At 41.8% G+C, this 26,125-nt stretch carries 19 protein-coding genes; 17 read left to right on the forward strand and 2 right to left on the reverse strand.

Going from position 1 to position 26,125, the window contains the following annotated elements:
- The first annotated feature begins 19 nt into the window (after positions 1-19).
- From AC1DYB_RS02910 to AC1DYB_RS02975, 14 genes are all read left to right on the forward strand, one after another.
- On the forward strand, positions 20-1,861 hold the full coding sequence (locus AC1DYB_RS02910) for a glycoside hydrolase family 2 protein (protein WP_477432260.1): 1,842 nt from the start codon (positions 20-22) through the stop codon (positions 1,859-1,861).
- 8 nt (positions 1,862-1,869) lie between these two features.
- Positions 1,870-3,930 carry a beta-L-arabinofuranosidase domain-containing protein gene (locus AC1DYB_RS02915; RefSeq protein ID WP_477432262.1) on the forward strand — a complete coding sequence of 687 codons (2,061 nt, stop codon included), beginning with the start codon at positions 1,870-1,872 and terminating at the stop codon, positions 3,928-3,930.
- A 97-nt stretch (positions 3,931-4,027) separates the two neighbouring features.
- Positions 4,028-5,077, forward strand: a complete 1,050-nt coding sequence (locus tag AC1DYB_RS02920; RefSeq protein ID WP_477432264.1) for a family 43 glycosylhydrolase — start codon at positions 4,028-4,030, stop codon at positions 5,075-5,077.
- A 54-nt stretch (positions 5,078-5,131) separates the two neighbouring features.
- Positions 5,132-7,576, forward strand: coding sequence for a glutaminase family protein (locus tag AC1DYB_RS02925; protein ID WP_477432266.1), 2,445 nt, complete (start codon positions 5,132-5,134; stop codon positions 7,574-7,576).
- Between the two features lie 24 nt (positions 7,577-7,600).
- Positions 7,601-8,758: a sialidase family protein gene (locus tag AC1DYB_RS02930; protein WP_477432268.1), complete on the forward strand. Its 1,158-nt coding sequence runs from the start codon at positions 7,601-7,603 to the stop codon at positions 8,756-8,758.
- An 18-nt stretch (positions 8,759-8,776) separates the two neighbouring features.
- The gene (locus AC1DYB_RS02935) at positions 8,777-9,853 is read left to right on the forward strand and encodes a cellulase family glycosylhydrolase (protein WP_477432270.1); all 1,077 of its coding nucleotides are present in this window, start codon (positions 8,777-8,779) and stop codon (positions 9,851-9,853) included.
- A gap of 171 nt (positions 9,854-10,024) precedes the next feature.
- Positions 10,025-11,026: a glycoside hydrolase family 43 protein gene (locus AC1DYB_RS02940; protein WP_477432272.1), complete on the forward strand. Its 1,002-nt coding sequence runs from the start codon at positions 10,025-10,027 to the stop codon at positions 11,024-11,026.
- Between the two features lie 11 nt (positions 11,027-11,037).
- Complete coding sequence (locus AC1DYB_RS02945) at positions 11,038-13,143, forward strand: CehA/McbA family metallohydrolase domain-containing protein (RefSeq protein WP_477432274.1); 2,106 nt, start codon at positions 11,038-11,040, stop codon at positions 13,141-13,143.
- Positions 13,144-13,236: 93 nt separating this feature from the next.
- Positions 13,237-14,451 (forward strand): N-acetylglucosamine-6-phosphate deacetylase, encoded by a 1,215-nt coding sequence (nagA, locus tag AC1DYB_RS02950; protein ID WP_477432276.1) that lies wholly within the window; start codon positions 13,237-13,239, stop codon positions 14,449-14,451.
- A 3-nt stretch (positions 14,452-14,454) separates the two neighbouring features.
- A complete protein-coding gene (locus AC1DYB_RS02955) occupies positions 14,455-15,210 on the forward strand; it encodes a glucosamine-6-phosphate deaminase (RefSeq protein WP_477432278.1) in 756 nt (251 codons plus the stop codon).
- Positions 15,211-15,221: 11 nt separating this feature from the next.
- On the forward strand, positions 15,222-16,769 hold the full coding sequence (locus AC1DYB_RS02960) for a beta-N-acetylhexosaminidase (protein WP_477432280.1): 1,548 nt from the start codon (positions 15,222-15,224) through the stop codon (positions 16,767-16,769).
- Between the two features lie 284 nt (positions 16,770-17,053).
- The gene (locus AC1DYB_RS02965) at positions 17,054-17,374 is read left to right on the forward strand and encodes a hypothetical protein (RefSeq protein ID WP_477432282.1); all 321 of its coding nucleotides are present in this window, start codon (positions 17,054-17,056) and stop codon (positions 17,372-17,374) included.
- On the forward strand, positions 17,364-17,759 hold the full coding sequence (locus AC1DYB_RS02970; RefSeq protein WP_477432284.1) for a hypothetical protein: 396 nt from the start codon (positions 17,364-17,366) through the stop codon (positions 17,757-17,759). The genes AC1DYB_RS02965 and AC1DYB_RS02970 overlap by 11 nt, the downstream gene beginning before the upstream one ends.
- Positions 17,760-17,971: 212 nt before the next feature.
- On the forward strand, positions 17,972-19,753 hold the full coding sequence (locus AC1DYB_RS02975) for a DUF885 domain-containing protein (protein ID WP_477432286.1): 1,782 nt from the start codon (positions 17,972-17,974) through the stop codon (positions 19,751-19,753).
- Between the two features lie 5 nt (positions 19,754-19,758).
- Here the strand turns inward: AC1DYB_RS02975 and AC1DYB_RS02980 are convergent, their stop codons facing one another.
- Together AC1DYB_RS02980 and AC1DYB_RS02985 are read right to left on the reverse strand one after the other, a co-directional pair.
- Positions 19,759-20,838 carry a phosphotransferase enzyme family protein gene (locus AC1DYB_RS02980; protein WP_477432288.1) on the reverse strand — a complete coding sequence of 360 codons (1,080 nt, stop codon included), beginning with the start codon at positions 20,836-20,838 and terminating at the stop codon, positions 19,759-19,761.
- An 80-nt stretch (positions 20,839-20,918) separates the two neighbouring features.
- On the reverse strand, positions 20,919-21,944 hold the full coding sequence (locus AC1DYB_RS02985; RefSeq protein WP_295721164.1) for a LacI family DNA-binding transcriptional regulator: 1,026 nt from the start codon (positions 21,942-21,944) through the stop codon (positions 20,919-20,921).
- Between the two features lie 204 nt (positions 21,945-22,148).
- Between AC1DYB_RS02985 and AC1DYB_RS02990 the strand changes: the two genes are divergently transcribed.
- The 3 genes from AC1DYB_RS02990 (at position 22,149) to AC1DYB_RS03000 (ending at position 26,047) form a co-directional block, all read left to right on the forward strand.
- Positions 22,149-23,222, forward strand: a complete 1,074-nt coding sequence (locus tag AC1DYB_RS02990; RefSeq protein ID WP_477432291.1) for an aldose epimerase family protein — start codon at positions 22,149-22,151, stop codon at positions 23,220-23,222.
- Between the two features lie 122 nt (positions 23,223-23,344).
- Positions 23,345-24,655, forward strand: coding sequence for a DUF3472 domain-containing protein (locus tag AC1DYB_RS02995; RefSeq protein WP_477432293.1), 1,311 nt, complete (start codon positions 23,345-23,347; stop codon positions 24,653-24,655).
- Positions 24,656-24,694: 39 nt separating this feature from the next.
- Positions 24,695-26,047, forward strand: coding sequence for a Gfo/Idh/MocA family protein (locus tag AC1DYB_RS03000; protein ID WP_477432295.1), 1,353 nt, complete (start codon positions 24,695-24,697; stop codon positions 26,045-26,047).
- The last annotated feature ends 78 nt before the right edge of the window (positions 26,048-26,125 follow it).

Genomic DNA, 26,125 nt, shown 5'->3' on the forward strand with positions numbered 1-26,125 from the left:
GATTCTGCTAATCATACGAATGAAAAAACTGAATTTTTGCCTGTCTGTTTTAGTCTCTGCCTGTTTATCGGCCAATGCCCAGCAAGCTGGCTGGCATCTCATAAAAGATAAAATAACTACTCCCTGGGCCGAAAAGGTGGACCCTAAAGCACCGCTTCCGGAATATCCGCGGCCTCAGCTTGTTAGGGGAAACTGGCAAAATTTAAATGGTTTATGGAACTATACTATCGTTCCAAAAACACAAACTAACCCATCGGCTTACGCCGGCAAAATCCTGGTTCCTTTCGCTATTGAATCTGCGCTGTCTGGCGTGGGTAAAACAGTTGGTAAGGATAGTATGCTATGGTATAAAACCACTATCACATTAAATAAAACTTTAAAAGGCAAAGATGTTTTGCTGCACTTTGGCGCTGTTGACTGGCGTACCGAAGTTTTTGTGAACGGCGTAAGTGCCGGCAAACACGAAGGCGGCTTTGATCCTTTTACATTTAACATTACCCCTTATTTAAAAGGTGGTTCAAAACAAGAAATTAAAATCAGCGTGTGGGATCCAACCAATGATGGCCCGCAGCCGCGCGGTAAACAGGTTAAAACGCCCGAAGGTATCTGGTATACCCCTGTTACCGGGATATGGCAAACCGTTTGGCTGGAAGGTGTGGCTAAAACGCACATAGAAGCAACCAAACAAACCCCCGATATTGACAATCACACACTTACAGTTTCGGCTGAAGTTATAAATAGCCAGCCTGGCGATAAATTGAAAATAACCGCCTGGGACGGTAAAACCCTGGTTGATGAAAAAACCATAGAGGCAGGTGCAACTGCTGTTTTGGATATTAAAGACGAAAAATTATGGTCGACAACTGATCCTTTTTTGTATGACCTGCAGGTAGCAGTGATCAGGAATGGTAAGCCGGTTGATGAGGTGAAAAGCTACTTCGCTATGCGTAAGATCTCGCTTGGCGCCGATGCAAACGGCATCCAACGCATGTTGCTGAACAATAAGTTTGTGTTTGAATATGGACCGCTTGACCAGGGTTGGTGGCCGGATGGCTTGTACACTCCGCCAACTTATGAGGCTATGAGCTTTGATATTGATAAGTTAAAGGCAATGGGCTTTAACATGATCCGTAAGCACATTAAAGTTGAACCTGCCCGTTACTATAATTATTGCGATAAAATGGGAATGCTGTTATGGCAGGATATGCCAAGCGGCGATTTGGGTAACCATTGGGAAAATCGTCCCGGTGTTTTAGACAAGGCTACCGATCAACAGCGTACTCCCGAATCTGAAGGCTATTACCGTAAGGAATGGAATGCCATCATGAACTCGCTTTATAACTATCCCTGCATTGTGGTTTGGACACCCTTTAACGAGGCCTGGGGCCAATTCAAGACGGTGGAAATTACAGAGTGGACGATGAAAAAAGATCCATCACGCCTGGTTAACAGTGCCAGTGGGGGTAATTTTTATGATACAGGCAACATTGTCGATCTGCATAACTATCCTCATCCGGCAATGCCCCGTCCAGAAATATTTGGAAAAACCAAAGCTGTTGTTTTAGGCGAATTTGGTGGCTTAGGCTGGCCGGTTGATGGCCATACCTGGCAGGCCAACAAAAACTGGGGTTACCAGAATTTTAAAAACGGAGATGATTTACTTAAGCGATATATCACTTTTACTGATAGGCTACAGGAATTAATTAAGCTGGGCTTATCGGCAGCGGTGTATACGCAAACAACCGATGTTGAAGGCGAAGTAAACGGTTTCATGACCTATGATCGTAAAGTGATTAAAATGCCGGTGGAATTGTTACATAAAGAAAATGTAAAACTGTATGATCCGGCCTTAGCAAAATAATATATTTAATGATGAATAATTGGAATAGAATAGGTAAAGGGGCTTGCCTTATAAATGCATTCATATGTTTAGGCATTTACACCGTATCGGCACAAGTAAAAGGTACAATTGTAAAGGTTAATAATCAGCAGGTAAATGCCAATTACGTGAGTAACCGCGCCCCGTTACAAAGGGAATACTTTGAAAAGCTACCTGTAGGCAGCATAAAGGCCGGTGGCTGGTTAAAAAAAGTATTGGAATTACAGCGCGATGGCCTTACCGGCAACCTGGGCGAAATAAGTGTATGGCTTTCAAAAACCAATAACGCCTGGCTTAATAAAGAAGGAAAAGGCGAATACGGGTGGGAGGAATTGCCTTACTGGCTAAAAGGTTACGCCAATATAGGTTACATGCTGGGCGATAAAAAAATAATTGCCGAAGCTAAGTTCTGGATCGATGCTGTGCTGAACAATCAGCGCGATAATGGTGATTTTGGGCCCGCCCGCACCAACAAAGGCAACCGCGACCTTTGGACAAATATGCCAATGCTCTGGTGCCTGCAATCGTACTACGAGTATTCAAAAGATCCAAGGGTTATCCCATTCATGACCAAATATTTTAAGTATGAGTTATCGGTACCCGATGATCAGTTTTTAGAGGATTATTGGGAAAACAGCCGTGGCGGTGATAACATGCTGAGTGTTTACTGGCTTTACAACCGCACAGGCGACAAATTTCTGCTCGATCTGGCTGCCAAACTTGATAAAAATACGGCCAACTGGCGCCAGGCCAATAATTTGCCCAATTGGCATAATGTAAACGTAGCGCAATGCTTTAGAGAACCAGCTACTTTTTATCTGCAAAGTCACGATCCTAAAGATCTGGCGGCAACCTATAACGACTACAACCTAATCCGTTCTATATACGGCCAGGTTCCCGGTGGTATGTTTGGTGCCGATGAAAATGCCCGCAAAGGCTATGATGATCCGCGCCAGGCGGTAGAAACCTGCGGCATGGTAGAGCAAATGACATCAGACCAAATGCTGTTAGGTTCTACAGGAGATACATTTTGGGCCGAAAACTGCGAGGATGTTGCTTTCAATACCTTCCCGGCAGCTTTTATGCCCGATTACAGATCGCTTCGTTACTTAACCGCTCCAAACATGGTGGTAAGCGATGGTAAAAATCATAGCCCGGGTATTGCCAACGAAGGTCCGTTTTTAATGATGAACCCTTTTAGTAGCCGCTGTTGCCAGCATAACCACGCTGCAGGCTGGGTGTATTATGCCGAGAACAGTTGGATGGCTACCCCCGATAATGGTTTGGCAGCACAGCTATTTACACAAGGGCAAGTATCAGCCAAGGTGGCCAACGGCACAGCGGTAAGCATAATTGAAACTACTAAATATCCTTTTGAAGATCAAATCAATTTTACTGTTAATACCTCAACGACAGTAAATTTTCCACTATACCTGCGTATTCCCGAATGGTGTAAGGATGCCTCTGTAAAGGTAAACGGTATTGCTGTAAAACTCGGCAGCACAACCGGCGACTATATAAAACTGGCTAAAACCTGGAAAAATGGCGATAAAATAACCCTGCATCTACCTATGCAATTAAAGGTTCGCCAGTGGGAGCAAAATAAGAATAGCGTGAGCGTAAATTACGGTCCGCTTACTTATTCCCTTAAAATTGAAGAGCAATATACTAAAGAAGACAGCAGGGCCTTTACCCAGGGCGATTCGCATTGGCAAGCCACCGCCGATCCGCAAAAGTGGCCTGCATATGAAATTCATGCAGCTTCACCATGGAACTACAGCCTTGTCATCGATGAAAAGCATCCGGAGAAATCAATAGAAATAATTCATCATGCATGGCCAAAGGATAACAATCCTTTTACTAATGCCAACGCGCCTATCGAGCTAAAAGCAAAAGGTAAAAAAATTCCTGGATGGGCTATTGATCAGTATGGCCTTTGCGGCGTACTACCTCAAAGCCCGGTTAAAACCGACGAGCCGGTAGCCAATTTAACCTTAGTACCGATGGGCGGTGCAAGATTAAGGATCTCCTCATTCCCGGTAGCAGAATAAAAATTGCAACGTAGTTATTGCAAACTGTGTGTTCCAGGCGTTCCTGAACACACAGTTTGTACATTATACAGGCTTTGTACTAACCAATAACAAAATATTGAAGAAGGTTAAAAATCTAATAAATGGGGTTTTAGGATTGCTTTTGATGGGGCTAAATGCCGCAGCCCAGCCTAAGGATGGTGCTATAAATCAGCAACCGCCATCACCACTTTATCGCGACCCCATTTATGACGGTGCCGCCGACCCTGTTTTGGTTTATAACCATGCCCAAAAGGAGTGGACCATGCTTTATACTCAGCGCAGGGCAAATGTGCAATCGCCTGGCGTAGCTTTTTGTTATGGTACTGCAATAGGTGTCGCTATCTCCAAAGATCACGGCCACAGCTGGACGTATAAAGGCGCAATCAACCTGGAGCATGAGCAAGGCCAGAATACTTTTTGGGCGCCCGATGTTGTTTACGAAAAAGGTGTGTACCACATGTTTGTTGTGTACATCAGGGGCGTATATAGCCAATGGGGAGGCGATGCTCACCTGGTTCATTACACCAGTAAAAACCTTTGGGACTGGAAGTATGAAGGGCCATTAAACTTACCCGATCATAACATCATCGACCCAACGTTAATGAAATTGCCCGATGGTAAATGGCACATGTGGTACAAAGATCAAAAGTTGCAAAGCATCACCATGACAGCCGAAAGTACCGACCTCATTAATTGGAAAGTTGCAGATAAACCCGCAATTGGCGGCCAGGCGCATGAAGGGCCCAAAATATTCTGGTTTAAAAACTATTACTGGATGATAACTGATGAGTGGCATGGGCAGCGGGTTTACCGCTCAAAGGACGCCCAAACCTGGGAACACCAGGGCCTTATACTGGATAAACCCGGTCATCGCCCCGAAGATACTCCAACCGGTGCACATGCCGATGTGGTGGTAAGCGGAGGGCACGCTTATATCATTTACTTTACACATCCCGGCCGCAAAACACACCAGGATGATGGCGGTTTGGATAAGGATGGCACTTATTCATACTCAACTAAACGCACCTCCATACACGCCGCCGAACTGGAATTTGAAAACGGTACATTGCTTTGCGATAGAGACAAACCATTCAACTTTTGGCTTGATGATATTAATGACAAATAATTGCAGCATAATTAAGAACCAAAGCAAGGGATGAAATTGAAAATAATAATAATTATGTTAGTAGCGGGTCTGCAATACTTATCTGCTGCCGCGCAAAACTTTAGGGCCCCTGCTTACCCGCTTATTACTCATGATAGCTATTTCAGCATCTGGTCAACATCAGATAAGCTTACTGATTCACCTACCAAACATTGGACGGGAGCTAATCAATCCTTAACTGGTTTGATAAAGGTAGATGGCACTACTTATCGTTTTATGGGCAGTGAGGATAAAAACTATGTTGATATTGTGCCTACAGCTAATTTGACAAACTATAACTTTCAATATGTAGAAACTAAACCTGCTTATGGATGGGAGGGTACTGATTTTAATGATAACTCATGGAAAGTTGGTGCTGCTCCTTTTGGCGATAATAAAGGGCAGGATAAAACCTATTGGAAGAGCGATAATATATGGGCCAGAAGAACTTTCTATCTTAAAAATCTCAACTTTAAAAAACTTTATCTTAAGATCAATCACGATGATAACATCCAGGTTTATTTAAACGGAGAGAAAATTTATAATAAAACGGGTTGGCTAAGCAAATTTGCCTGGTTTGAAATAAGCGGCGATGTTATCAAAAAATTAAAAGTTGGTAAAAATGTATTGGCTATGCATTGCGCCAACACTGCAGGCGGCACACACCTTGATGCAGGTTTATCCACAGATCCTCCAGAACCCAAGCGTAAAACGCCCATTTATGTTGCCGACCAAAAAAGTGTGGATATGAATGCCACACAAACTATTTATAATTTCACTGCTGGTAAGATAGATTTGACATTAACTTTTACCTCGCCTTTATTATTAAAGGATCTTAACCTGCTTTCGCGCCCTGTTTCTTATATAGCCTATAAGGTTAAAGCGAACGATGGCAAGACGCATAACGTGCAGGTATATTTTGGTGCATCTACCGATATTGCCGTTAATGAGCCGGCCCAGCCGGTAACCACAAAAAAATACGTTACCAGTTCTTTATCCATATTAAAGGCAGGCACGGTTGAGCAACCCATATTGCAAAAAAGAGGTGATGACTTGCGTATCGACTGGGGGTATATGTATGTAGCGGTACCTAAAAGCTATGGCAGCAGCCAGTATATAACTTCGGCAATAGATGCAATGAATAGTTTTTCGGCAATGTTGCCGATTGAAAATACAAAGGATGGAACACATTTGGTATTGAATACTATTATCCCACTTGGCAATGTAAGCAGTGTGCCCAAAGAGCAATTTATTATGCTGGGTTATGATGATATTTATGCCATCCAATACTTTAACAAAAACCTGAAGGCCTGGTGGAAACTTGGTGTATCGAAAACTATGGAGACGGAGATGGCAGCCGCTGCAAGAGATTATAAAGCTATTATACAAAAGTGTAAATTATTAAATACCGGCATGGAAAGGGCAGCCGTAAAAGCGGGTGGTGTAAATTATGCAAAGCTTTGTGTTTTAGGTTACAGGCAAAGTATCGCTGCTCATAAACTTGTAAAAAGTCCGCAGGGCGATGTTTTGTTTCTTTCTAAAGAAAACTTTAGCAACGGCTGCATTAATACGGTGGACGTAACTTATCCTTCGGCACCGCTTTATCTTACCTATAACCCTAAATTAATGGAGGGGATGCTTAACGGAATCTTCTACTTTAGCGAGAGTGGTAAATACAACAAGCCCTTTGCAGCACATGATCTGGGTACCTATCCCCAGGCTAACGGCGAGGTTTATGGTGAAGGGATGCCAGTTGAAGAATCAGGCAATATGCTGATCCTTACCGCTGCGATATGCAAAGCCGAGAGAAGCGCGGCTTATGCCAAAAAACATTGGAAAACTTTAACTACCTGGGCCGAATATTTAAACAAATCTGGATTTGATCCTGAAAATCAGCTTTGTACAGATGATTTTGCCGGTCATTTGGCGCGCAATACCAATTTATCTGTTAAGGCTATAGTTGCCCTTGGCAGCTATGCTTTGCTTGCCGAGCAATTAGGCGATAAAGAAACCGCCGCGAGATATCGTGAAAGTGTTAAGGCGATGGTGCCTAAATGGATGAAACTGGCAGATGCGGGTGATCATTACGCGCTTACGTTTGACAATAAGAATAGTTGGAGCCAGAAATATAATATGGTTTGGGATAAGGTGCTTGGTCTGAATTTGTTCCCAAAATCTGTTTATCAAAAAGAGGTTAAATATTATTTATCCAAACAGAATAATTACGGTTTACCACTGGATAGCAGAAAAACTTACACCAAAGCTGATTGGGTATTATGGACAGCAGGGTTGGCCGATAACCAGGCAGATTTTAAAGCCCTGGCCGATCCGGTACTTAAATATTCGCAGGAAACAAGTTCAAGAGTACCGATGAGTGATTGGTATGAAACCACTACAGGCAAACAGGTAAGCGGTATGCAGGCGCGGAGTGTAGTCGGCGGATATTTTATGAAAATGCTTGAGGATAAGTTAACAAATTAATAAATACACTATTATAGATTATAGATGAGTAAGATAAGGATCTGGTTAATTTGCTTGTTTGCTCCACAGCTTTTATGGGGTCAGGGTAAAACTCCTGTTCAACAAAGTTCAGCTGCCATCAATATAGTATGGGATCAGTCATCTTTAAAACAGGTATCAGCTGGCGGTGGTGCGTATGCCCGCGCCATACAGCTAAAGGATGGCAGCCTGGTATGTGTTTATGAAGGCGATGGCGGTATTCAATGCACCCGGAGTACAAACCTGGGTAAAACATGGCTTACACCTGTAAAAGTGGCATCATCGGTTAAGGGTGTTAATATGGCTGTTCCGGAGATACTTGAACTGAAAGATCATTCTCTATTAGTATCATATAATCCACGACCATATAAGATAAATGGTGTTTTGGATACTTCAAAACACTTTGCTATTGTTGTTAAAAAAAGCTACGACCAGGGCAAAACCTGGAAAAATGAACAGCTGATATACCAGGCCAGTTCAAAATTTGAAGATGGGTGCTGGGAACCGGCGCAAATACAATTACCCTCGGGCGAGATTCAGCTATATTACTCAGACGAGGGCGTTTATACGCATTCCAACGAGCAAAATATATCCATTTTCAGGTCGAACGATAATGGCTTAACGTGGACTAAAAAACCGGAGATAGTGTCATTTACACCTGGCCACAGAGACGGGATGCCGGTGCCGATTATTCTTAACGGAACAAACGAGATCCTGTTTTCTATCGAAGATAATGCAAACGGTCAGTTTAAGCCATCCATCGTCCGTAATAGTTTTAGTCAAAACTGGCAAAAAACGGTTGGCCCAAAAGATGCTGAACGAACTTACGCGTTAACACCCAGCCTGCCTGATACGGTTTATGCCGGCGCGCCGTATTTGCGTCAGCTGCATAGTGGCCAAACCATTTTATCGTACCAAAGCACTGAAAATAGGGGGAATAACTGGGAGCTGGCCTGCATGCGGGTGGCTGTAGGTAGTAACAAAGGGCAAGATTTTGTAAATGTAAACACACCTTTTACTGTGCCGGTAAATAAACATGGCTTATGGAATTCATTGTGTGTATTAAATGATGATACCATCGTAGCATTAACATCAACCGATGCGTATGGTTACAATGCCGTGTGGATGATAAAAGGGCACCTGGTAAATAAAAAATTGAAATAAACTATTAAACTCTTATACATGCAAACTAAATTAAAAGTATTGGCCGTGGCTTTATTAATGCCATTGAGCATGAGGCTGGCCGCCCAGCAAAAAGCAACAGCACAGGTATGGTCACAACAAAAGGCCAATACATGGTACGCTAAAAATCAATGGCTGGTAGGCAGCGATTTTATACCAAGCAATGCCATAAACCAGTTGGAAATGTGGCAGGCAGATACCTTTGATCCTAAAACTATCGATAGGGAACTTGGCTATGCACAAGGCATTGGCATGAATGTAATGCGTGTGTTTTTACATCATGTGGCCTGGCAGCAAGATCCGGAAGGTTTTAAAAAACGGATGGATCAATATCTTGCAATTTCCAGTAAACACGGTATCAAAACCATGTTTGTGTTTTTTGATGATTGTTGGAACAAGGTACCCAAAGCAGGCAAGCAGCCAGAGCCAAAGCCAGGCATTCACAACTCGGGCTGGATGCAGGACCCGGGACAACCGGCTTCTGAAGAAATGGCCAATTTACCCGTTTTAGAAAAATACGTAAAAGACGTATTAAAGCATTTTGCCAATGATAAGCGTATTTTACTTTGGGACCTGTACAATGAGCCCGGTAACTCTGGCAAAGAGAATAAGAGCTTACCGCTTTTAAAAAATATATTTAAATGGGGCAGGCAAATAAACCCAAGCCAACCGCTAAGTGCAGGTGTATGGTCATGGAATTTGGAGGATTTGAACCGTTTCCAGATTGCTAATTCTGATGTGGTTACTTACCATGATTACTCGCCCGAGGCCGACCATTTAAAAACTGTGCAGTTCCTTAAAATGATAGGTCGCCCGCTGATCTGTACAGAGTATATGGCCCGCCCACGCAATAGCCTGTTCGGTACGGTATTACCTATGTTGAAGAAAGAAAATGTAGGTGCCATCAATTGGGGCTTTGTATCTGGTAAAACTAATACCATTTATGCCTGGGATGCACCAATGCCCGATGGCAGCGAACCTAAATTATGGTTCCATGATATTTTTCGCCAGGATGGTACTCCTTACAAAACCGAGGAAACTGATTTGATTAAAAGCCTGACAGGCAGAGGGAAATAATTGAAAATACGCAGGTGCAGATTAATACCAGCACTTGCCACGTTACGGGTTGTAAAAATCCTAACGCCGAAGATGAAATAACAAAGCGGTGAAAGATTTACGAAGTTTTTAAAACTTTGTAAATCTTGGCTTCTACAACTTGCAATGGCTGTTATTTATATTGATCTATCTATGAAAAACAAATTAAGATATTTAATGCTATTTGCAACTTTCGGCACTGCTGCATGCAGTCATGCGCAGCCAAAACCCGAAAAGCAGACCCAAACAAAACCGGGTGTTATCAGCGTTGTGCTTGATCGTGACTTTCCCGATCCTACCGTTATCAGGGTTGGAGCTAAGTATTACGCCTATGCTACCCAAGCTTCAAGTAATGGCCGGATGATTAATATCCAGGTGGCATCATCAACAGATCATGTGCATTGGACCCATGAGGGCGATGCCCTGCCGCAAAAGCCAACATGGGCTTCCAATACTCAGAATTTTTGGGCTCCTGATGTTTTCTTTGATGCTAAGCTTAACAAGTTTGTGATGTTTTTTTCTGCCGATCCTAATGAGCTTACCGGTAAATGGATGGGAGTAGCTTATGCTGATAATCCGCTGGGGCCATTTGTTGATAAGGGTACTCCGTTAATGAAAGGGCCGGATTTTCACTGCATCGATCCCAAAGGCTTTGTTGACCCAAAAACGGGTAAGCATTTGTTGTACTGGGGATCAGATTTTCAACCATTACGGGTAAGGGAAATGAAGGACGATTGGTCGGATTTTAAAGATGGCTCCGAAGCTACCGCGGTGGTATTTCCGGGTAAGGATAAAACTTACAGCAACCTAATTGAAGGATCGTGGCTTGATTACCAGGATGGTACCTATTACCTGTATTACTCAGGTGATAACTGCTGCGGCGACAATGCCAATTACGCGGTGATGATAGCCAAAGCAAGTGACCCGTTTGGGCCATTTGTGCGGCTGGGCGAAAGTGACCACACTTTAAATAGCACAATATTGGTGAAAGATGCGGTTTATACCGCTCCCGGGCACAACTCAATATTCGATGATGGAAATGGCAATAAATTTATAGCTTATCATGCAATCGAAATTTTGCATAAAGAAAAAGGGAGGGTAATGTGTATCAGCCCCATTCAATATAAAAATGGATGGCCGGTAGTCACCAGGTAATAAACAAAGGTATGAATGTTAAAAAGTTTGATTGTTTATCAATAAAATCCGTTTTACTGATAATGCTGGCTGGCCTAAACAATAGCTTTGCCCAAAGTATCATTACCACAGATAAATTTAACACTAAACCGGGTGTAACCGTTAGTGTAGCCGATACCCGGTTTACAATAACCTGGCCTGCGGGCAAAGCTGTTAAAGGCCGTTTGGTTTTAAATTTGAAAAACAACGAACCTTTATTTAGCAATATCCAGCTAAGTAAACATGGCATTTTTCAATCCATCATTCAAAATGTTGACCCACAGTTTATTCTTACTGAAGGAAAGCGCGACCTCATATCTCAGAATGGATGGAACATATTTTTTGATAAAGTACCGCTGAAACCACATCAATCCTACAAGGTAAATTTTCATAAAAAAGATATTAAAGTGAGTAGTTCAGGTTCAAGAACCCTGATCACTCTTAGCGGGGTAGAAGCCCCGGGTTTTAAAGGCGAGCTACAGATAACGTTATATGATGGGCAGCCGCTTTTTAATGTGGCTGCAGTAGTATCAACCCAAATTGATTCGACAGCTATTTTGTATGATGCCGGTTTGGTAGGGAAACAGCAACCGGTTAAAAATATAAGTTACGCAGATGTGTATGATCATTTGCAAACAGCCAAAATAAGTCAAGCCGATACGGCCCAAAATATCGCGGTAAAATACAGAACCATAACAGGCATAAATGACCAAGGCAGCATTGCCGTTTTTCCTGCGCCGCACCAATATTTTTATCCGCTGGATGAAGCATTTAACCTCAAATTTGTTTGGTACGGTAACAACTACCGCCAAATGCTTAATGGTTATGGCCTGGGCATAAGGCAGGAGTTAAATGGCGATAAACGCTACGTACCCTGGTTTAATGCCCCGCCGGGAACAAAGCAACGCCTTAATTTTTTCTGTTTGCTAAGTACAGATGGCGCAGCCGTATTGGTGGATAATGTTAAACGTTTCACACATAACGATAGCTACAAGCCACTGCCCGGTTACAAAACCATGGCAAGCCATTTTCATAATGAATTTATCATGAGCGTGGTACTTAAGGGAAAGCCGGTACCCGATAGCCCAAGCTTTGTTAAAGTGTTCAAAAAGCTGGGTGTAAATATTGTTCACCTTGCCGAGTTTCATTATACCGCTCATCCCAAAGGACCGGATGAACAACGCTTAGTGGAACTAAAAACTTTATTTGAACAATGTAGCCGCCTGTCGTCATCAAACTTCCTGCTTTTACCAGGCGAAGAGCCTAATGAGTTTTTTGGTGGCCATTGGTTGGAGTTTTTCCCAAGACCTGTTTGCTGGGTAATGTCGCGTAAGCCGGGTACACCATTTGTAAGCACTGATGCCGAACATGGTAAGGTTTACCATATTGGGGATAAAAATGATATGCTTGCCCTGCTTAAAGCCGAAAATGGTTTGGCCTGGACAGCACATGCCCGCACGAAAGGCTCAACGGGTTTCCCGGATGCTTATAAGAATGAGGAGTTTTATCTGTCGGATAGATTTTTGGGTGCCGCCTGGAAGGCGATGCCTGCAGACCTTTCGCAGCCCCGGTTGGGTAAACGTGTGCTTGATTTGATGGATGATATGAACAACTGGGGGCTGAAAAAAAAGGTACTTTCAGAAGCCGACCTGTTTAGTATTGAACCGGAAAATGAGATGTACGCCCACATGAATGTAAATTACCTAAAGCTGGATAACCAACCCCAATTTAAGGATGGCTGGCCATCAGTTTTAAATGTGATACAACAGGGGAAATTCTTCTCCACTACCGGCGAAGTTTTGATTAACGATTTTAAGGTAAATGGCCACTCAACAGGCGAAACCATTGCTTTACCTTTCAATGGTCAATGTAATATTACCTTTAAAGCAGATTGGACTTTCCCGTTAAATTTTGCCGAAATTATTTCTGGTGATGGTAAACAAGTTTTTCGCAAACACATCAATCTTGATGCTACCGGGGCTTTCGGTGCACAAATATTTACCGTTAACACCAACCTGAAAGGCCGCAAATGGGCACGCTTAGAGGTTTGGGATGTAGCCGCCAATGGGGCTTACACGCAAACGGTATGGTTCAAATAGAGTAGGCAGCTTATCCAAGTTTAGCTGAAGCAGCCAATTTATTTGCCTTTTAAATGTTGATGCTTAAAGTTTAGCCAAAACAGCTTAACTTGTATGCCATATCAGCAAATGGATAAACAAATAAAAATCATAAACGGCCGTGTTATTACGCCATATCGTATTATAAATGATGGTACCGTACTTGTAAGCGGCAATAAAATAAAAGCCATAAGTGAGCGTGATATTGATGCACCAGGTGCCACAGTTATTGATGCCGCAGGTAAATACGTTTCGCCCGGATTTATTGATATTCATGTGCATGGCGGCGGCGGCCATGATTTTATGGACGGCAGCGAAGAAGCCTTTTTGGAGATAGCCCGCACACATGCCCGGTATGGTACAACATCCATGGTACCAACAACACTTACTGCCGAAAAAGCAGACTTGTTAAAAACGCTTGATCTATATACCCTTGCCGATGCTAAAAACACCACAGGCGCGCAATTTTTAGGGATGCACCTGGAAGGACCATACTTTGCCATGAGCCAGCGTGGTGCGCAGGATCCCCGTTATATCCGTAACCCGGATGAAGAAGAATACAAGGAGATCATCGCTTACTCAAAAGTGATTAAACGCTGGAGCGCAGCGCCCGAACTACCGGGAGCAATTAAATTTGCCAAATATCTGCAGGCCAAAGGTATCAAGGCTGCTTTAGCGCATACAGATGCCATTTATGAGGAAGTTGTTGAAGCTTTTGAAAACGGATATACATTGGCCACGCATTTGTATTCGTGCATGTCTGGTGTTAGCCGGCGCAATGCATACCGCTATGCAGGTGTTATCGAGAGTGCTTTTTTAATTGATAATATGGATGTGGAGGTAATAGCAGATGGCATCCACCTGCCTGCACCACTGTTAAAATTAGTTTACAAAATAAAAGGACCTGATCATATAGCACTTATTACAGATGCCATGCGCGCTGCCGGTATGCCCGAAGGCGAAAGCGTGCTGGGTAATAAGGAAACCGGCTTAAAAGTAATAGTAGAAGATGGCGTTGCAAAGCTGCCCGACAGATTATCATTTGCAGGGAGTGTTGCTACCTGCGACAGACTGGTAAGAAATATGATCAATATTGCAGGCGTACCCATAATTGAAGCTATAAGGATGATGACCCAAACACCTGCTACCGTTATGGGAGTTGAAAACTGCAAAGGCGCTTTAGTTGAAGGAAAAGACGCCGACATTGTAATATTTGATGATGAAATAAATATCCAAACAACAATGGTAAACGGTAAGGTTGTGTTTGAAGCAAATGAATTATTCAATTAAATAATGAAGGAAGTTATTAAAGATAGCCTGGTAGTTAAGATTTTTGATAACAAGCATTTAATGGGATTGGCTGCCGCCGTATCAGTTGCCGAAAAGATAAATGAATTGTTAAAAGCAAAGGCTTTTGTAAACATGGTGTTTGCCGCAGCGCCGTCTCAAAATGATTTTCTGGAGGCGCTGTTAAATCAGGATGTTGACTGGAATAAGGTGAATGCTTTTCACATGGATGAATATTTAAAACTGGATAACGATGCCCCGCAGCGGTTTGGGAATTTTTTGCGTGAGCGTTTGTTTGATAGGGTGACTTTTAATAGCGTGAATTACCTTGATGGCAACGCAATTGAGGCCGGTGAAGAGTGCCTGCGTTATGCAAAGCTATTGGAGCAATTTCCTGCAGATATTGTTTGTATGGGTATTGGCGAAAATACACACCTGGCATTTAACGATCCGCATGTTGCTGATTTTAATGATCCGATATTGGTTAAAATTGTTGATTTGGACAAATCCTGCAGGGTACAACAGGTTAACGATGGTTGTTTTGCCCGGATAGAAGATGTGCCAACCCATGCATTAACGTTGACTATACCGGCCTTGACAAAGGCACCTTATGTATATGTAATTGTGCCCGGTGAAAACAAGGCAGAGGCTATAAGGCAAACTTTGAATGCTGACATCACCGAAAAATACCCTTCAACCATCCTGCGGAAACATCCAAATGCCATCCTTTTTTTGGATGATAAAAGCAGCCAGCATATTTAAAATCTCAACCTATGAAAAAGATATTAGTTGTTTTATTGTTATTGGTTTGTTTAACCAATGCTTTTGCACAAAAAGGCAAAACAACACCTTCTTTATTTCCAGTAAGGGGTTTTCACCTCGATCTGCGTATACAGGTAATGACCATGCCGGCTCTTAAGGATTTCGCCTTAAAACTTAAGCAGAACGGCATGAACACTTTGGTAATGGAGTGGGAGGGTACTTATCCTTTCCAAAAACACCCGTTAATACCAAATCGTTATGCTTACAGTAAGGAGGAAATAAAGAGTTTTATAAAGTATTGCGATAGTTTGGGTATTGATGTAATACCCTTGCAGCAAAGCTTTGGGCATGTGGAATATATTCTGAGGCATGAAAGATATAAGCATTTGCGCGAAGACCAGAAAGATGTATCGCAGGTTTGTCCGCTGGAAACTGAAGGCGACAAAGCCCTGTTTACAGATCTGTATTCAGAATTGGCTGCTACCCACACTTCCAGGTATATTCATATTGGTGGCGATGAAACCTATTTGTTGGGGCATGATGCCAAATGCAAATTAAAAGCCGAAAAAGAAGGTAAATCCAAACTGTATACCGATTACATTAAAATGTTGTGCGATGTCGTGATCAAATTGGGCAAGCGCCCGGTGCTTTGGGCAGATATTGCTTTAAAGTATCCTGAAGCCATCAAATCCTTACCCAAAGAAACTGTATTTGTTGATTGGAATTACGGTTGGGATATGAGCCACTTTGGTGATCATCAAAAGCTAATGGAAAGTGGTTTTGAGATCTGGGGTTCGCCGGCTTTACGCTCAAGTCCGGATAATTATAACCTCACGCAATGGGAAAAGCACTTTAAAAACATTCGCGATTTTATCCCTGCAGCTGCAAAATTGGGATATAAAGGTATGATCATGACGTCGTGGTCAACATCGGGGCAATATTCATCCGTATACGAATCTGAGGCAGACTTAGCGGAATTATATGCTATAAGGCATGTTTACCCATTATCTGGTTTTAATATTTTGATAGCCGCTTATTTTGAGGCGCTGAAAAGTAAATCACCATTAGCTATAACGCCCTTTGTTTATAAATACGCAATAAAGCAATTTGGATTGGATAAAACGGGGGCAGCCTTGTTTTGGGATGCACTTAAAGTATCGCCTTACGAAATTCAACAGGGTGAAGTAAAATCGCCGATACCTATGTCTGTTCAGCAACTATTGGATAGTTGCACAGTAGCACAACAAAAGCTTTACGAACTGAAACCATTAAAAAATCAACAGGAATTTGAACATTTTAAGCTAATGGCCGATATCAGGGTATACTACCTGTCTTACCAACTGGTAGAAAAGCAGGTTAACCAACCAACATTTGATGATACACAAAGGCCGGCGGTTATTGATAAACTAAAACAGTTGTTAATTGATTCAAAAAGCCTTGATGAAAGATTTGCCCGGCTAAATAAAAATTTCTTATATCCAGCTGCTATTGATGCTGAAAATCAGCTAAGAAATATGAAGGTGATTGATTTATTACATCGCCTGTCTGGTAATAAATAGTAAAAATCAAATTCTCTCTTCAATTATTGCCGGCTCATGAGGTACGGCTTTGTTTCGTATATCTTAAAAACTCCTTACTAAATCATTTAACTGGTAACTACTGGGCTACGAAATATAATGACCATTATCATTAATAAACGATATAACGCTAATTTTTCTTAATGCTTTTGTTATTTAATTATCTGATAATTAGGTTTTTGTGTATTTGGCATGATGTTTACTATGCAATGCGTACGTCTGCAATGGTTTTAAAATGAAGTGTTTAAATTTTAAGGGGTGAAAAGATGAACAGGATAAAACAATTATTCCACGTACGGAAGCTTAATAGTTCACTGACCAACAAAGTGATTGAATTGCATAACACCGGTTATGATCATGATTTTCAATTACAGGGACAGCAACAGATACTTTGTCTTCAGGACAACAGACTTTTTAATTTCGATAATGTACTTATCAGGCTTATTGATCAGGGCTATGATAACCTCAGTCATTCTTTTAAATATCTCCACACTATAGATACCGGTTGCGGGCAGAAAGGGATTTTAATGGCAGGAAAAATAGCTACCCTTATTGGTGAATCTAAATCCAAAGAAAATGTATCATAACAATGCAGGTAACCCATATATGGGAGATAGCGACCTGGTATCTTGCCTGTTGCGTGATCGGTTGGAAACAAAGTTATCAGAACTTTATTCAAACAGGTATGAAGCTTTTTTTGATGAAGAGGCCGAAGTATTGAGTTATGAAGATAACACTGTTCAGGCGTTAACAGCAATTGTAAGGCAGGAGCAAAACTGTTATTATGAATACAAACAAGCCTGGAATATCTGGAGCACCATGCGGGTTGATGACAGGTTGTTTCTGCTGCAAACGTTTCAAAGGCATTTTAATCAGTTCAGCAAACGCAATTCGGCTACTCGTAACATATTGGTTTTCTGCAAGGTGTTTATTAGCGAATTTGTTCCTATTATTGCTACTAATCGTAATTGACTCCGCGGAAACTGCTCCTCCCATGTTTTAGCAAGCTATATCCTTACAGTCACCTTTTCCTTAAAAACGGGGGATTATTAGTAGTATTATAAGATGAGCCAGTAGGGTTTATTATTAAAGGAAAAAAGGCCTGTAAATATCAAAAATCCGGCGCAGCAAAAAATCAAAATATGTACTAAATTGCCTCTGTATTATATAATATGGAAATGTTTATGAAGAAGGTATCTGTACCCGGTTTTTTGTTTGTTTGCCTATCAACTTTAATGGTTAATGCTCAAACTAAACCTATTGATAACAGCAAAAACTGGGTTAACCGTTCAGATAATTTTACTCAGATGCTCATCGCGTTGGATGAAAAGTATTCTCCTGAATTTGGTTCGACAGAGGGCTTAACAATTTATGACAACCAAATAAGCGTACCTACACTGGCCAACCAACTGGCCGAACGAAAAGAAGAGGAAGCTTTGGTTGTTAAGTTTACAGATGCATTGAAAATAGAAAAAGACGCAAAGGTAGCCCAAGACCTTAAAATCTTGATTGATCATTTAAACCTCGGTTTTCGTCAGCAGGATTTTGCAATGCAACGCCAGGTGCCATTTAATAATGCTGCAAATGCGGTTTATAGCGGCCTTGAAATTTTACTTGATGACCAAACCCCGGCTGAGCGACGCCCTGCTGCCCTGATACGTATTCGCAAATATGCAGGTCTTGAAAAAGGCTACCGTCCGCTAACTGCTATATACCAGGAGCGTGTTAACCAGCAAATTGCAAAAGGGAACATGATCTATCCATCAAAACAACAAATGGAGCTTGAACTTTCCCGTAATGCCAGTATAATGGAAGGCATCCCGGAGCTTTGCAAAAAGTTTAATCTCACCGGGTGGGAAGAGCCTTATGCCGTATTAAAAAAACAGGTACAGGATTATGACCAATGGACGCGTGAGCATGTGTTATCCAAAGCACGTACAGATTTCAGGCTTCCGGCCGAAGAATATGCTTTGAATCTTGAAGCTTATGGCATTGACCTCCCTCCGGCTGAATTGGCGAAGCTGGCCCATGCTGCCTTTAGCGATATCCAGGAGCAAATGAAACCCATTGCGGCGCAGATTGCTCAAAACAGGCATTTGGCATCTGCCGATTATCGCGATGTGATAGCCGCCCTTAAAAAGGAACAGATTCATGGCGACTCTATCATACCGTTGTATCAACAGCATTTAAAAGACATTGAAGCTATTATTCGCGAACATCAATTAGTAACCTTGCCCAGCCGGCCGGCCATCATTCGTTTAGCAACTGCTGCCGAAACTGCACAAGGTCCTGCACCACATATGGTGCCGCCGCCATTTTTAAATAATACTGGTCAGCGTGGTGTTTTTGTTTTACCACTAAACATGCCTCCTGCACCAGGCGAGAAGAGTGGTGCTAAATTTGATGATTTTACGTTTGATGCCGCCTCGTGGACAATTACAGCACACGAAGCCCGCCCCGGTCACGAACTCCAGTTTGATAAAATGGTAGAAGAGGGGGTTTCAAAGGCCCGTGCTTTATATGCTTTTAATTCAACTAATGCAGAAGGCTGGGGACTTTATTCAGAGTACATCGTTCGTCCATATATGCCTTTGGAAGGCCAGCTGGTATCACTGGATTATCGCTTGCTAAGAGCCGCCCGTGCATTTTTAGATCCGGAGTTGCAGGCCGGTACGGTAACTCAGCAGCAAGCGCTTGATATTTTAATGAAAGATGTTGTTCAATCCCGTGCATTTGCACAGCAAGAGGTAGACAGATATTCACTAAAAGCTCCCGGTCAGGCTAATAGCTATTTTTATGGGTTTATTAAAATGCTGGCCTTACGCAAAGATGCAGAGGCCGCTTTGGGGGATAAGTTTAATGCCCTGCGTTTTCATGATTTTATCCTTTCGCAAGGTTTATTGCCACCAGCGCTGATAAAGGAAGCTGTTATGAATGAATTTGTTGTTGCAGATAAAAGCCGCTAACCATTTTAATCAGCAGCCGTCGTAAATTCCCGGTTAACGCTTGCAATCAATGTTTTAAATGATGATTCGGCGTTAATATATTTTGCAAGTAGTTTAAACTGGTTTTTAGCCCTGGTTAAATTGTGCCCCGGATATTGTGCGCCGTAATAAACATCGTTGTTCAAAAAATCGGTTAAAAAACGCAGTCCCTGCATATATATCATCAACTTGCCAGAGAAAATGAAAAGCTGCTTTTCGTTCTCTGTAAGGATGCTGCCCATTTCAGACATATAGCCTTTGTATATGGCCCTGAAGAAATCTTCGCGGATATATATTTTATCAAGATCGGTTTCTTCTTCATTGGCGGGCGAAAGGTAGGTACGCATCATATCGCCTACATCGCTTAAATAATAGCCCGGCATAACGGTGTCCAGATCAACCAGGCAAAGCGCGTGCTGTTTATCATCAAATAAAACGTTGTTGATTTTAGTATCGTGATGTACAGCCCTTAACGGAATTTCGTTGTTGGCAACTAACTGATTATAGGTCTGTAGGATATTGTAGTGATTGTAAACCTCCTTTATTTCGGTATCAGCTTGTGCTAATTTAACCGGGTCTGCATGTTGTGAAGCAGTTTTAAACTGATCAAACCGAAGTTTTAGGTTGTGAAAATCGGATAAGGTGTATTTAAGCAGGTTTATATCAAAATCATTCAACAGGTGGGTAAATCTGCCAAACTGCAAAGCAGCTTCGTAGGCTTTTTTTTTGTCTTCTAAAAAATTTACGGTATGCGAGCCATCTATAAATGGAAATAACCTATAAAATTTACCATCTGACGATTGAACAATAAATTCACCTGTAATAGTTTGCAGCGGTGCCACAAACAGATAATCAGGGTTAGTGGCATTTAAATATTCTTTTACCAATGCCAGGTTATTAACTATATGATCGGGTTTTTTAAAAACACTGGTATTTATTTGCTGAAGGATATAGGCTCCACCATCGCCGCTAAGCTTGTAAGTAAGGTTTATTAAACCGGAGCCAAAAGCCTGGACATTGTATTCAGAAGCGCTTAATCCAAAGCTTATCAGTATATCATCAAACATATTATTCTGGTTAACTAATCAAACATACTTAATAGCTCAGTGAAACTGATGCGCAAACGTTTGAGCGTTTTTTTTTTGATTTATTTCTTGTTTTCTACCAGTTGCGATTCTATAATGATCTTGTAGTAGGCACTTTGTTCATTGGTGCCTTTATCCTGGTGATGAAGCAGGTCCATAAGTATATCGGTAGCTTTTTGCCCCTGTAAATAAGGAAATTGTTCAACAGAAGCCGCAGGTATGTTCTCCATATAATTGATCAAAGGTAAATTGGCATAGCTTACAAACTCAAGATCCTGGTTTATTTTTATGTTAAGTTTTTGGGCATATTTAATAGCAAAAAGCGCTACATAATCATTAAAAGTTACAACAGCCGTAGGCTTTCTTTTGCTGGCCAGCAATTCATCCAACGCTTTTTTTGTGCCTTCTTCGGTCAGGTCGCAGGATACGATGAGCGAGGGATCGTACTTTAACCTGTTTTTAGTCATCGCTTTAATATATCCTTCTTTTCTTTCGCCGGTAGCTACCATGGTTTGTGGTCCGTTTATCATGCCAATTGCGCGATGCCCCTTTTTTAACAAATAGCTCACAGCCTCAATAGTACCTATTTCCATATTACAGGCTACGTAGTGGATGTTGGGCATGGGGGGTATCCGGTCAAAAAACACTACGGGGATATTATATTTCTTTAAATTCTCAAAATGCTGAAAGGAAGATGTGTTTTTACCCAGGGATACCAGCAATCCGTCAACCCGGTGATTCTTCATTTTCTCCACCAGCTGTCGTTCTTTTTGCTCATCATCATGTGATTGTGCAAGCAGTACGGTGTAGTTTTTTTTGTAAGCAGTATCTTCAATCGCGCTTATGGCCGATGAGAAAAATGCTTCAGAAAGCTCGGGTAAAATAACGCCTATGGTATGAGTTTTTCCTTTCTGTAAAAATATGGCAGTTTGGTTAGGCTCATAATTTAATTCGCCGGCAAGTTTTTTAATCTTGGCGCGGGTGGTAAGTCCTATGCTGGGATGATCATGCAAGGCCCTTGAAACTGTGGAAACCGATATACCCAGTAATTGCGCTATCTCTTTTATAGTAGTTGGTTTTGATTGCATTATCCCCAGGGCTATTAGTATGTTTTGTGAATTTAAAGTTAGGAGATTATTACGATATTATTGTCAGCGTGTGCCGCTTTGCAAACGTTTGCGTGTTGTTTAGGCATGTAAATCATTTTAATGCACCAGCTTATTAACTAATTTCATCACAGCTTAAAAATAGTCGCCGCTAATTACTATTTTAAATTTTTAATAACCTAAAATATGAGTGCTAATACAATAGCCGTTAAAAACTGGGGCATGGCAAATGGCAATAACGTTGTGCTTTATGACCTTCATAATAAAAACGGTGTAAGCGTTTCGGTCACAAACTTTGGTGCATCAATCCAGGCAATCAATATTCCCGATAGAAATGGTAATATGGCGGATATTGTTTTAGGGTATGACGATGTGGAAGGATATATCAATGATCCATATTATACGGGAGCCATTGTTGGCCGTTTCGCTAATCGTATAAACGGGGGATTGGTTATGCTTGACGATGAACAGCATCAGCTAACTGTTAAGCCCGGAGGCTTCCATCATCACGGCGGTGCTATCGGTTTTAATAAAAAAGTATGGACAGCCAGGCATTTTACCCAAAAAGATAAAGCGGGCGTAGTACTGGAGTACATAAGCCCTGATGGAGAGGAAGGTTTTCCGGGCGAACTTACCACAACAGTTACTTATACTTTAAATAACCAAAATCAGCTTATTGTTGATTTTGAGGCTAAAACCACTAAAACTACATTGGTTAATTTAACGCAGCACGCTTATTTCAACTTATCAGGCCAGGCCGGCAGTTCAATTTTAAGGCACGAGCTAATGATGCCCTTACAAAGTTATCTGCCTGTAAATCAAATGCAAGTGCCCACTGGCGAAGTTGCAAGGGTTGAGGGTACGCCTTTTGATTTTAGGGAGGCAAAGCAAATTGGAGAGCGGATTGGACAGGAAAACAAACAACTGATATTAAGTGCGGGATATGATCATTCGTGGGTAATTAAAGAAGCCGACTCAGATAAACTGCTCATGGCGGCAAGTGTAGTAGAGCCATTAAGTGGCCGGGTTCTCAATGTGTACACAACCGAGCCTGCCGTGCATTTATATACCGGTAATTTTATTGACAATAATTCGCCGGGAAAAAATGGCGCTAAATACATGCACAGAAGTGGTTTTTGCCTGGAAACACAGCATTACCCCGATGCACCAAATCACGCGGAATTTCCATCTACAATATTAAAACCTGGCGATACTTTTATAAGTAAAACAATTTTTGAATTTGCTATAGACACCAATTAATGGATAACTATGGCCAGTTTTCAAACGTTTGCGTTGAATTAATACCCTTTATTGTTTACTAAAATACTGAATGCGAGTACATTTATAAAACGGTAAGTTAATACTTTACCAAAAGATCAACTATGAAAAAAACGATCAATAATTACACAACTATTTTGGGTATACTATTTTTTAGCAGTACGCTTTTGGCTAAAACACCGGTAGCTACAGATACCACTTTACGCAAAATTATACCGGTAGGCGGCAACGCCTGGGCAGAGGCTCCGGCCACTATTACCGACGACGGTTTAACCCACTGGACAAGTGCCACATCTGTAAGCACTGTTTACTTTAGGGTTTCTGTAAAACAAACTATTCAATTGTTTTTGAGATTAAAGGTACACCAGGGAACGAGCACCATAAGGGTAATTGCAGGCAATACTGTCATAGATAAAAAAATCAGCAATACGGCTTTTGATACCATCGCTATTGGTAAAATAAATGTAACACATCCGGGCCATATCCGCATAAAATTGCAGGGTATCAGCAAAACGGGTGATGTATATGCCGATGTAAGCGACGTAATCATTAAAACCCCAAAAGCGGACGACGATGTAGCTTATGTAAAGCAAGGGAGTTCGTTTTATTTTGGAAAAAGGGGGCCATCTGTACATTTAAGATTTGACGTTCCGCGTAATATAGAGAGTAAAGTAAAATGGTTTTATAACGAGATCAGGGTGCCTAAGGGCGGCGATATTATGGGATCATATTTTATGGCCGATGGTTTTGGACAGGGCTATTTTGGCATGCAGGTAAATTCACCCACAGAACGCAGGGTACTATTTTCTGTATGGAGCCCCTACGAAACACAGGACCCCAAGAGTATTCCTGAAAATATGCGTATTAAACTAATCCATGGCGGCGAGGGCGTACATATAGGTGAATTTGGTGATGAAGGTTCTGGTGGGCAAAGTTATATGAACTATCCATGGGTGGCCGGCCAAAACTATGCCTTTTTATTAAAAGCAGAACCTGATGCGGGTACAAATTCAACCACCTTTACTGCCTGGTTTAAAGATGTTAGTGCTAATAAATGGATGCTGATAGCCAGCTTTAACCGCCCCAAAGTGGCTACATATTTGACCAACTTATATTCATTTGTTGAAAATTTTGATCCCGATTACGGCGATAAAACGCGCAAAGCATTTTTTACCAACCAATGGATAGGCGATACCGCTAACAACTGGCTGGAGTTAACCAAAGCGATGTACACCGGCGATGCAACAGCCAATGCTAACTACAGGAAAGATTATGCCGGTGGTGTCGATGTTACTGGTTTTTACTTGCAAAATGGTGGTTTTTTTGATGATTATAAGATGCTGCGCACCTTTATTGACAGGAAACCGCTTGGCGTAAAACCAATTATCGACCTGGATAAATTACCCTTAAAATAAACTATTGGCATACACGTGCCGCTAATTATAAAACTATAAATGGAAAGAAGAGAATTTATCAAGAACAGCGCGATAGTCGCCGCCGGGTTTAGCATATTACCTACCGGCAGTTTGTTTGCTTCGGCATCAGCTAAAGTAAGATTAGGTTACATAGGTGTTGGCGCCCGTGGCATGAGCCACATTGCAGAAGGTTTGCTGCGCAATGATGTTGAGGTGGTGGCTATTTGCGATACGCAGGAACATTCGCTAAAAATTTGTCGCGAATACATCGCCAAAAAAGGACATGCCCCGGTAAAAGAATACACCGGCGGTTTGGATGCCTACAAAAAACTGTTAGACCATAAGGATATTGATGCTGTGATCATCGCTACACCATGGCAGTTTCACCACTCACAGGCTATTGATGCCATGAAAGCGGGTAAATATGTAGGCTGTGAAGTTATTGCAGGCCTTACGGTAGAAGATCACTGGGATATTGTGCATACATCCGAAAAAACGGGAATGCCATACATGACCCTGGAGAATGTTTGCTATCGCCGGGATGTAATGGCCGCGCTTAATATGGTACGCCAGAACCTTTTTGGCGAGATCATTCATTTGGAAGGCGGCTACCAGCATAATTTAAGATCGGTATTATTTAATGATGGCAAAGGCAGTTACGGCAACACCGGTGTTGAGTTTGGCCCCAACGCGTTAAGCGAAGCACAATGGCGCACCCAGTTTAACATAGATGTAGATGGCGATATTTATCCAACGCATGGTGTAGGCCCATGTATGCATTATGCTAATATTAATGCCGGTAATCGTTTTACCAACCTCGTGTCTTTTAGTTCAAAAGCTCGCGGTTTGGGTGCTTACATAGAGGAGTTATCGCCGGGCCATCCCAATGCAAAGATCAACTACAAAAATGGCGACGTAACTACTACCATGATCAACTGCGCAAACGGGGAAACGGTGATGTTAAGCCATGATACGCATTTGCCACGCCCATATTCCTTAGGTTTTAGGGTACAAGGCACCAAAGGCTTATGGATGGATGTTAATAAGAGCGTCTATATCGATCATCAATCCAAGGAGGATGATTCCTGGGATCCGGCAAAAGTATGGTTTGATAAATACGATCACCCGTTATGGAAAAAATATGAAAAGTTTGCCGAGGGAGCCGGCCATGGCGGTATGGATTGGTTTGTATTCAACGCCTTTGTTGAATCTGTTAAACAGAAAAAGCAAACGCCTATTGATGTTTATGATTCAGTTACCATGAGTGTGATCACCCCGTTATCAACCAAATCCTTAAAAGAAGGCAACGCAAGTGTCAATTTCCCTGATTTTACAAAAGGCAAATGGAAGGAAAGGAAAAATACATTTGCGTTGGATGATAGCGGCTTTTAGGTAATAATTCAGGCCATAATAGTAAATGTTTATTACTCCGTGCCTACCTGTGACGTTTTTTTGCAAAAAAAAACTTTT

It is taken from the genome of Mucilaginibacter sp. P2_A4 (genome assembly GCF_056405015.1).

What these genes read in the sequence shown, in the direction of transcription:
- AC1DYB_RS02930 (WP_477432268.1), top strand. Translation starts at nt 7,601, where the DNA reads ATGAGTAAGATAAGGATCTGGTTAATTTGCTTGTTTGCTCCACAGCTT.
- AC1DYB_RS02995 (WP_477432293.1), top strand. Translation starts at nt 23,345, where the DNA reads ATGAAAAAAACGATCAATAATTACACAACTATTTTGGGTATACTATTT.
- AC1DYB_RS02945 (WP_477432274.1), top strand. Translation starts at nt 11,038, where the DNA reads ATGAATGTTAAAAAGTTTGATTGTTTATCAATAAAATCCGTTTTACTG.
- AC1DYB_RS02940 (WP_477432272.1), top strand. Translation starts at nt 10,025, where the DNA reads ATGAAAAACAAATTAAGATATTTAATGCTATTTGCAACTTTCGGCACT.
- AC1DYB_RS02965 (WP_477432282.1), top strand. Translation starts at nt 17,054, where the DNA reads ATGAACAGGATAAAACAATTATTCCACGTACGGAAGCTTAATAGTTCA.
- AC1DYB_RS02935 (WP_477432270.1), top strand. Translation starts at nt 8,777, where the DNA reads ATGCAAACTAAATTAAAAGTATTGGCCGTGGCTTTATTAATGCCATTG.
- AC1DYB_RS03000 (WP_477432295.1), top strand. Translation starts at nt 24,695, where the DNA reads ATGGAAAGAAGAGAATTTATCAAGAACAGCGCGATAGTCGCCGCCGGG.
- nagA (WP_477432276.1), top strand. Translation starts at nt 13,237, where the DNA reads ATGCCATATCAGCAAATGGATAAACAAATAAAAATCATAAACGGCCGT.
- AC1DYB_RS02915 (WP_477432262.1), top strand. Translation starts at nt 1,870, where the DNA reads ATGATGAATAATTGGAATAGAATAGGTAAAGGGGCTTGCCTTATAAAT.
- AC1DYB_RS02990 (WP_477432291.1), top strand. Translation starts at nt 22,149, where the DNA reads ATGAGTGCTAATACAATAGCCGTTAAAAACTGGGGCATGGCAAATGGC.
- AC1DYB_RS02980 (WP_477432288.1), bottom strand. Translation starts at nt 20,838, where the DNA reads ATGTTTGATGATATACTGATAAGCTTTGGATTAAGCGCTTCTGAATAC.
- AC1DYB_RS02960 (WP_477432280.1), top strand. Translation starts at nt 15,222, where the DNA reads ATGAAAAAGATATTAGTTGTTTTATTGTTATTGGTTTGTTTAACCAAT.
- AC1DYB_RS02985 (WP_295721164.1), bottom strand. Translation starts at nt 21,944, where the DNA reads ATGCAATCAAAACCAACTACTATAAAAGAGATAGCGCAATTACTGGGT.
- AC1DYB_RS02910 (WP_477432260.1), top strand. Translation starts at nt 20, where the DNA reads ATGAAAAAACTGAATTTTTGCCTGTCTGTTTTAGTCTCTGCCTGTTTA.
- AC1DYB_RS02955 (WP_477432278.1), top strand. Translation starts at nt 14,455, where the DNA reads ATGAAGGAAGTTATTAAAGATAGCCTGGTAGTTAAGATTTTTGATAAC.
- AC1DYB_RS02970 (WP_477432284.1), top strand. Translation starts at nt 17,364, where the DNA reads ATGTATCATAACAATGCAGGTAACCCATATATGGGAGATAGCGACCTG.
- AC1DYB_RS02925 (WP_477432266.1), top strand. Translation starts at nt 5,132, where the DNA reads ATGTTAGTAGCGGGTCTGCAATACTTATCTGCTGCCGCGCAAAACTTT.
- AC1DYB_RS02975 (WP_477432286.1), top strand. Translation starts at nt 17,972, where the DNA reads ATGAAGAAGGTATCTGTACCCGGTTTTTTGTTTGTTTGCCTATCAACT.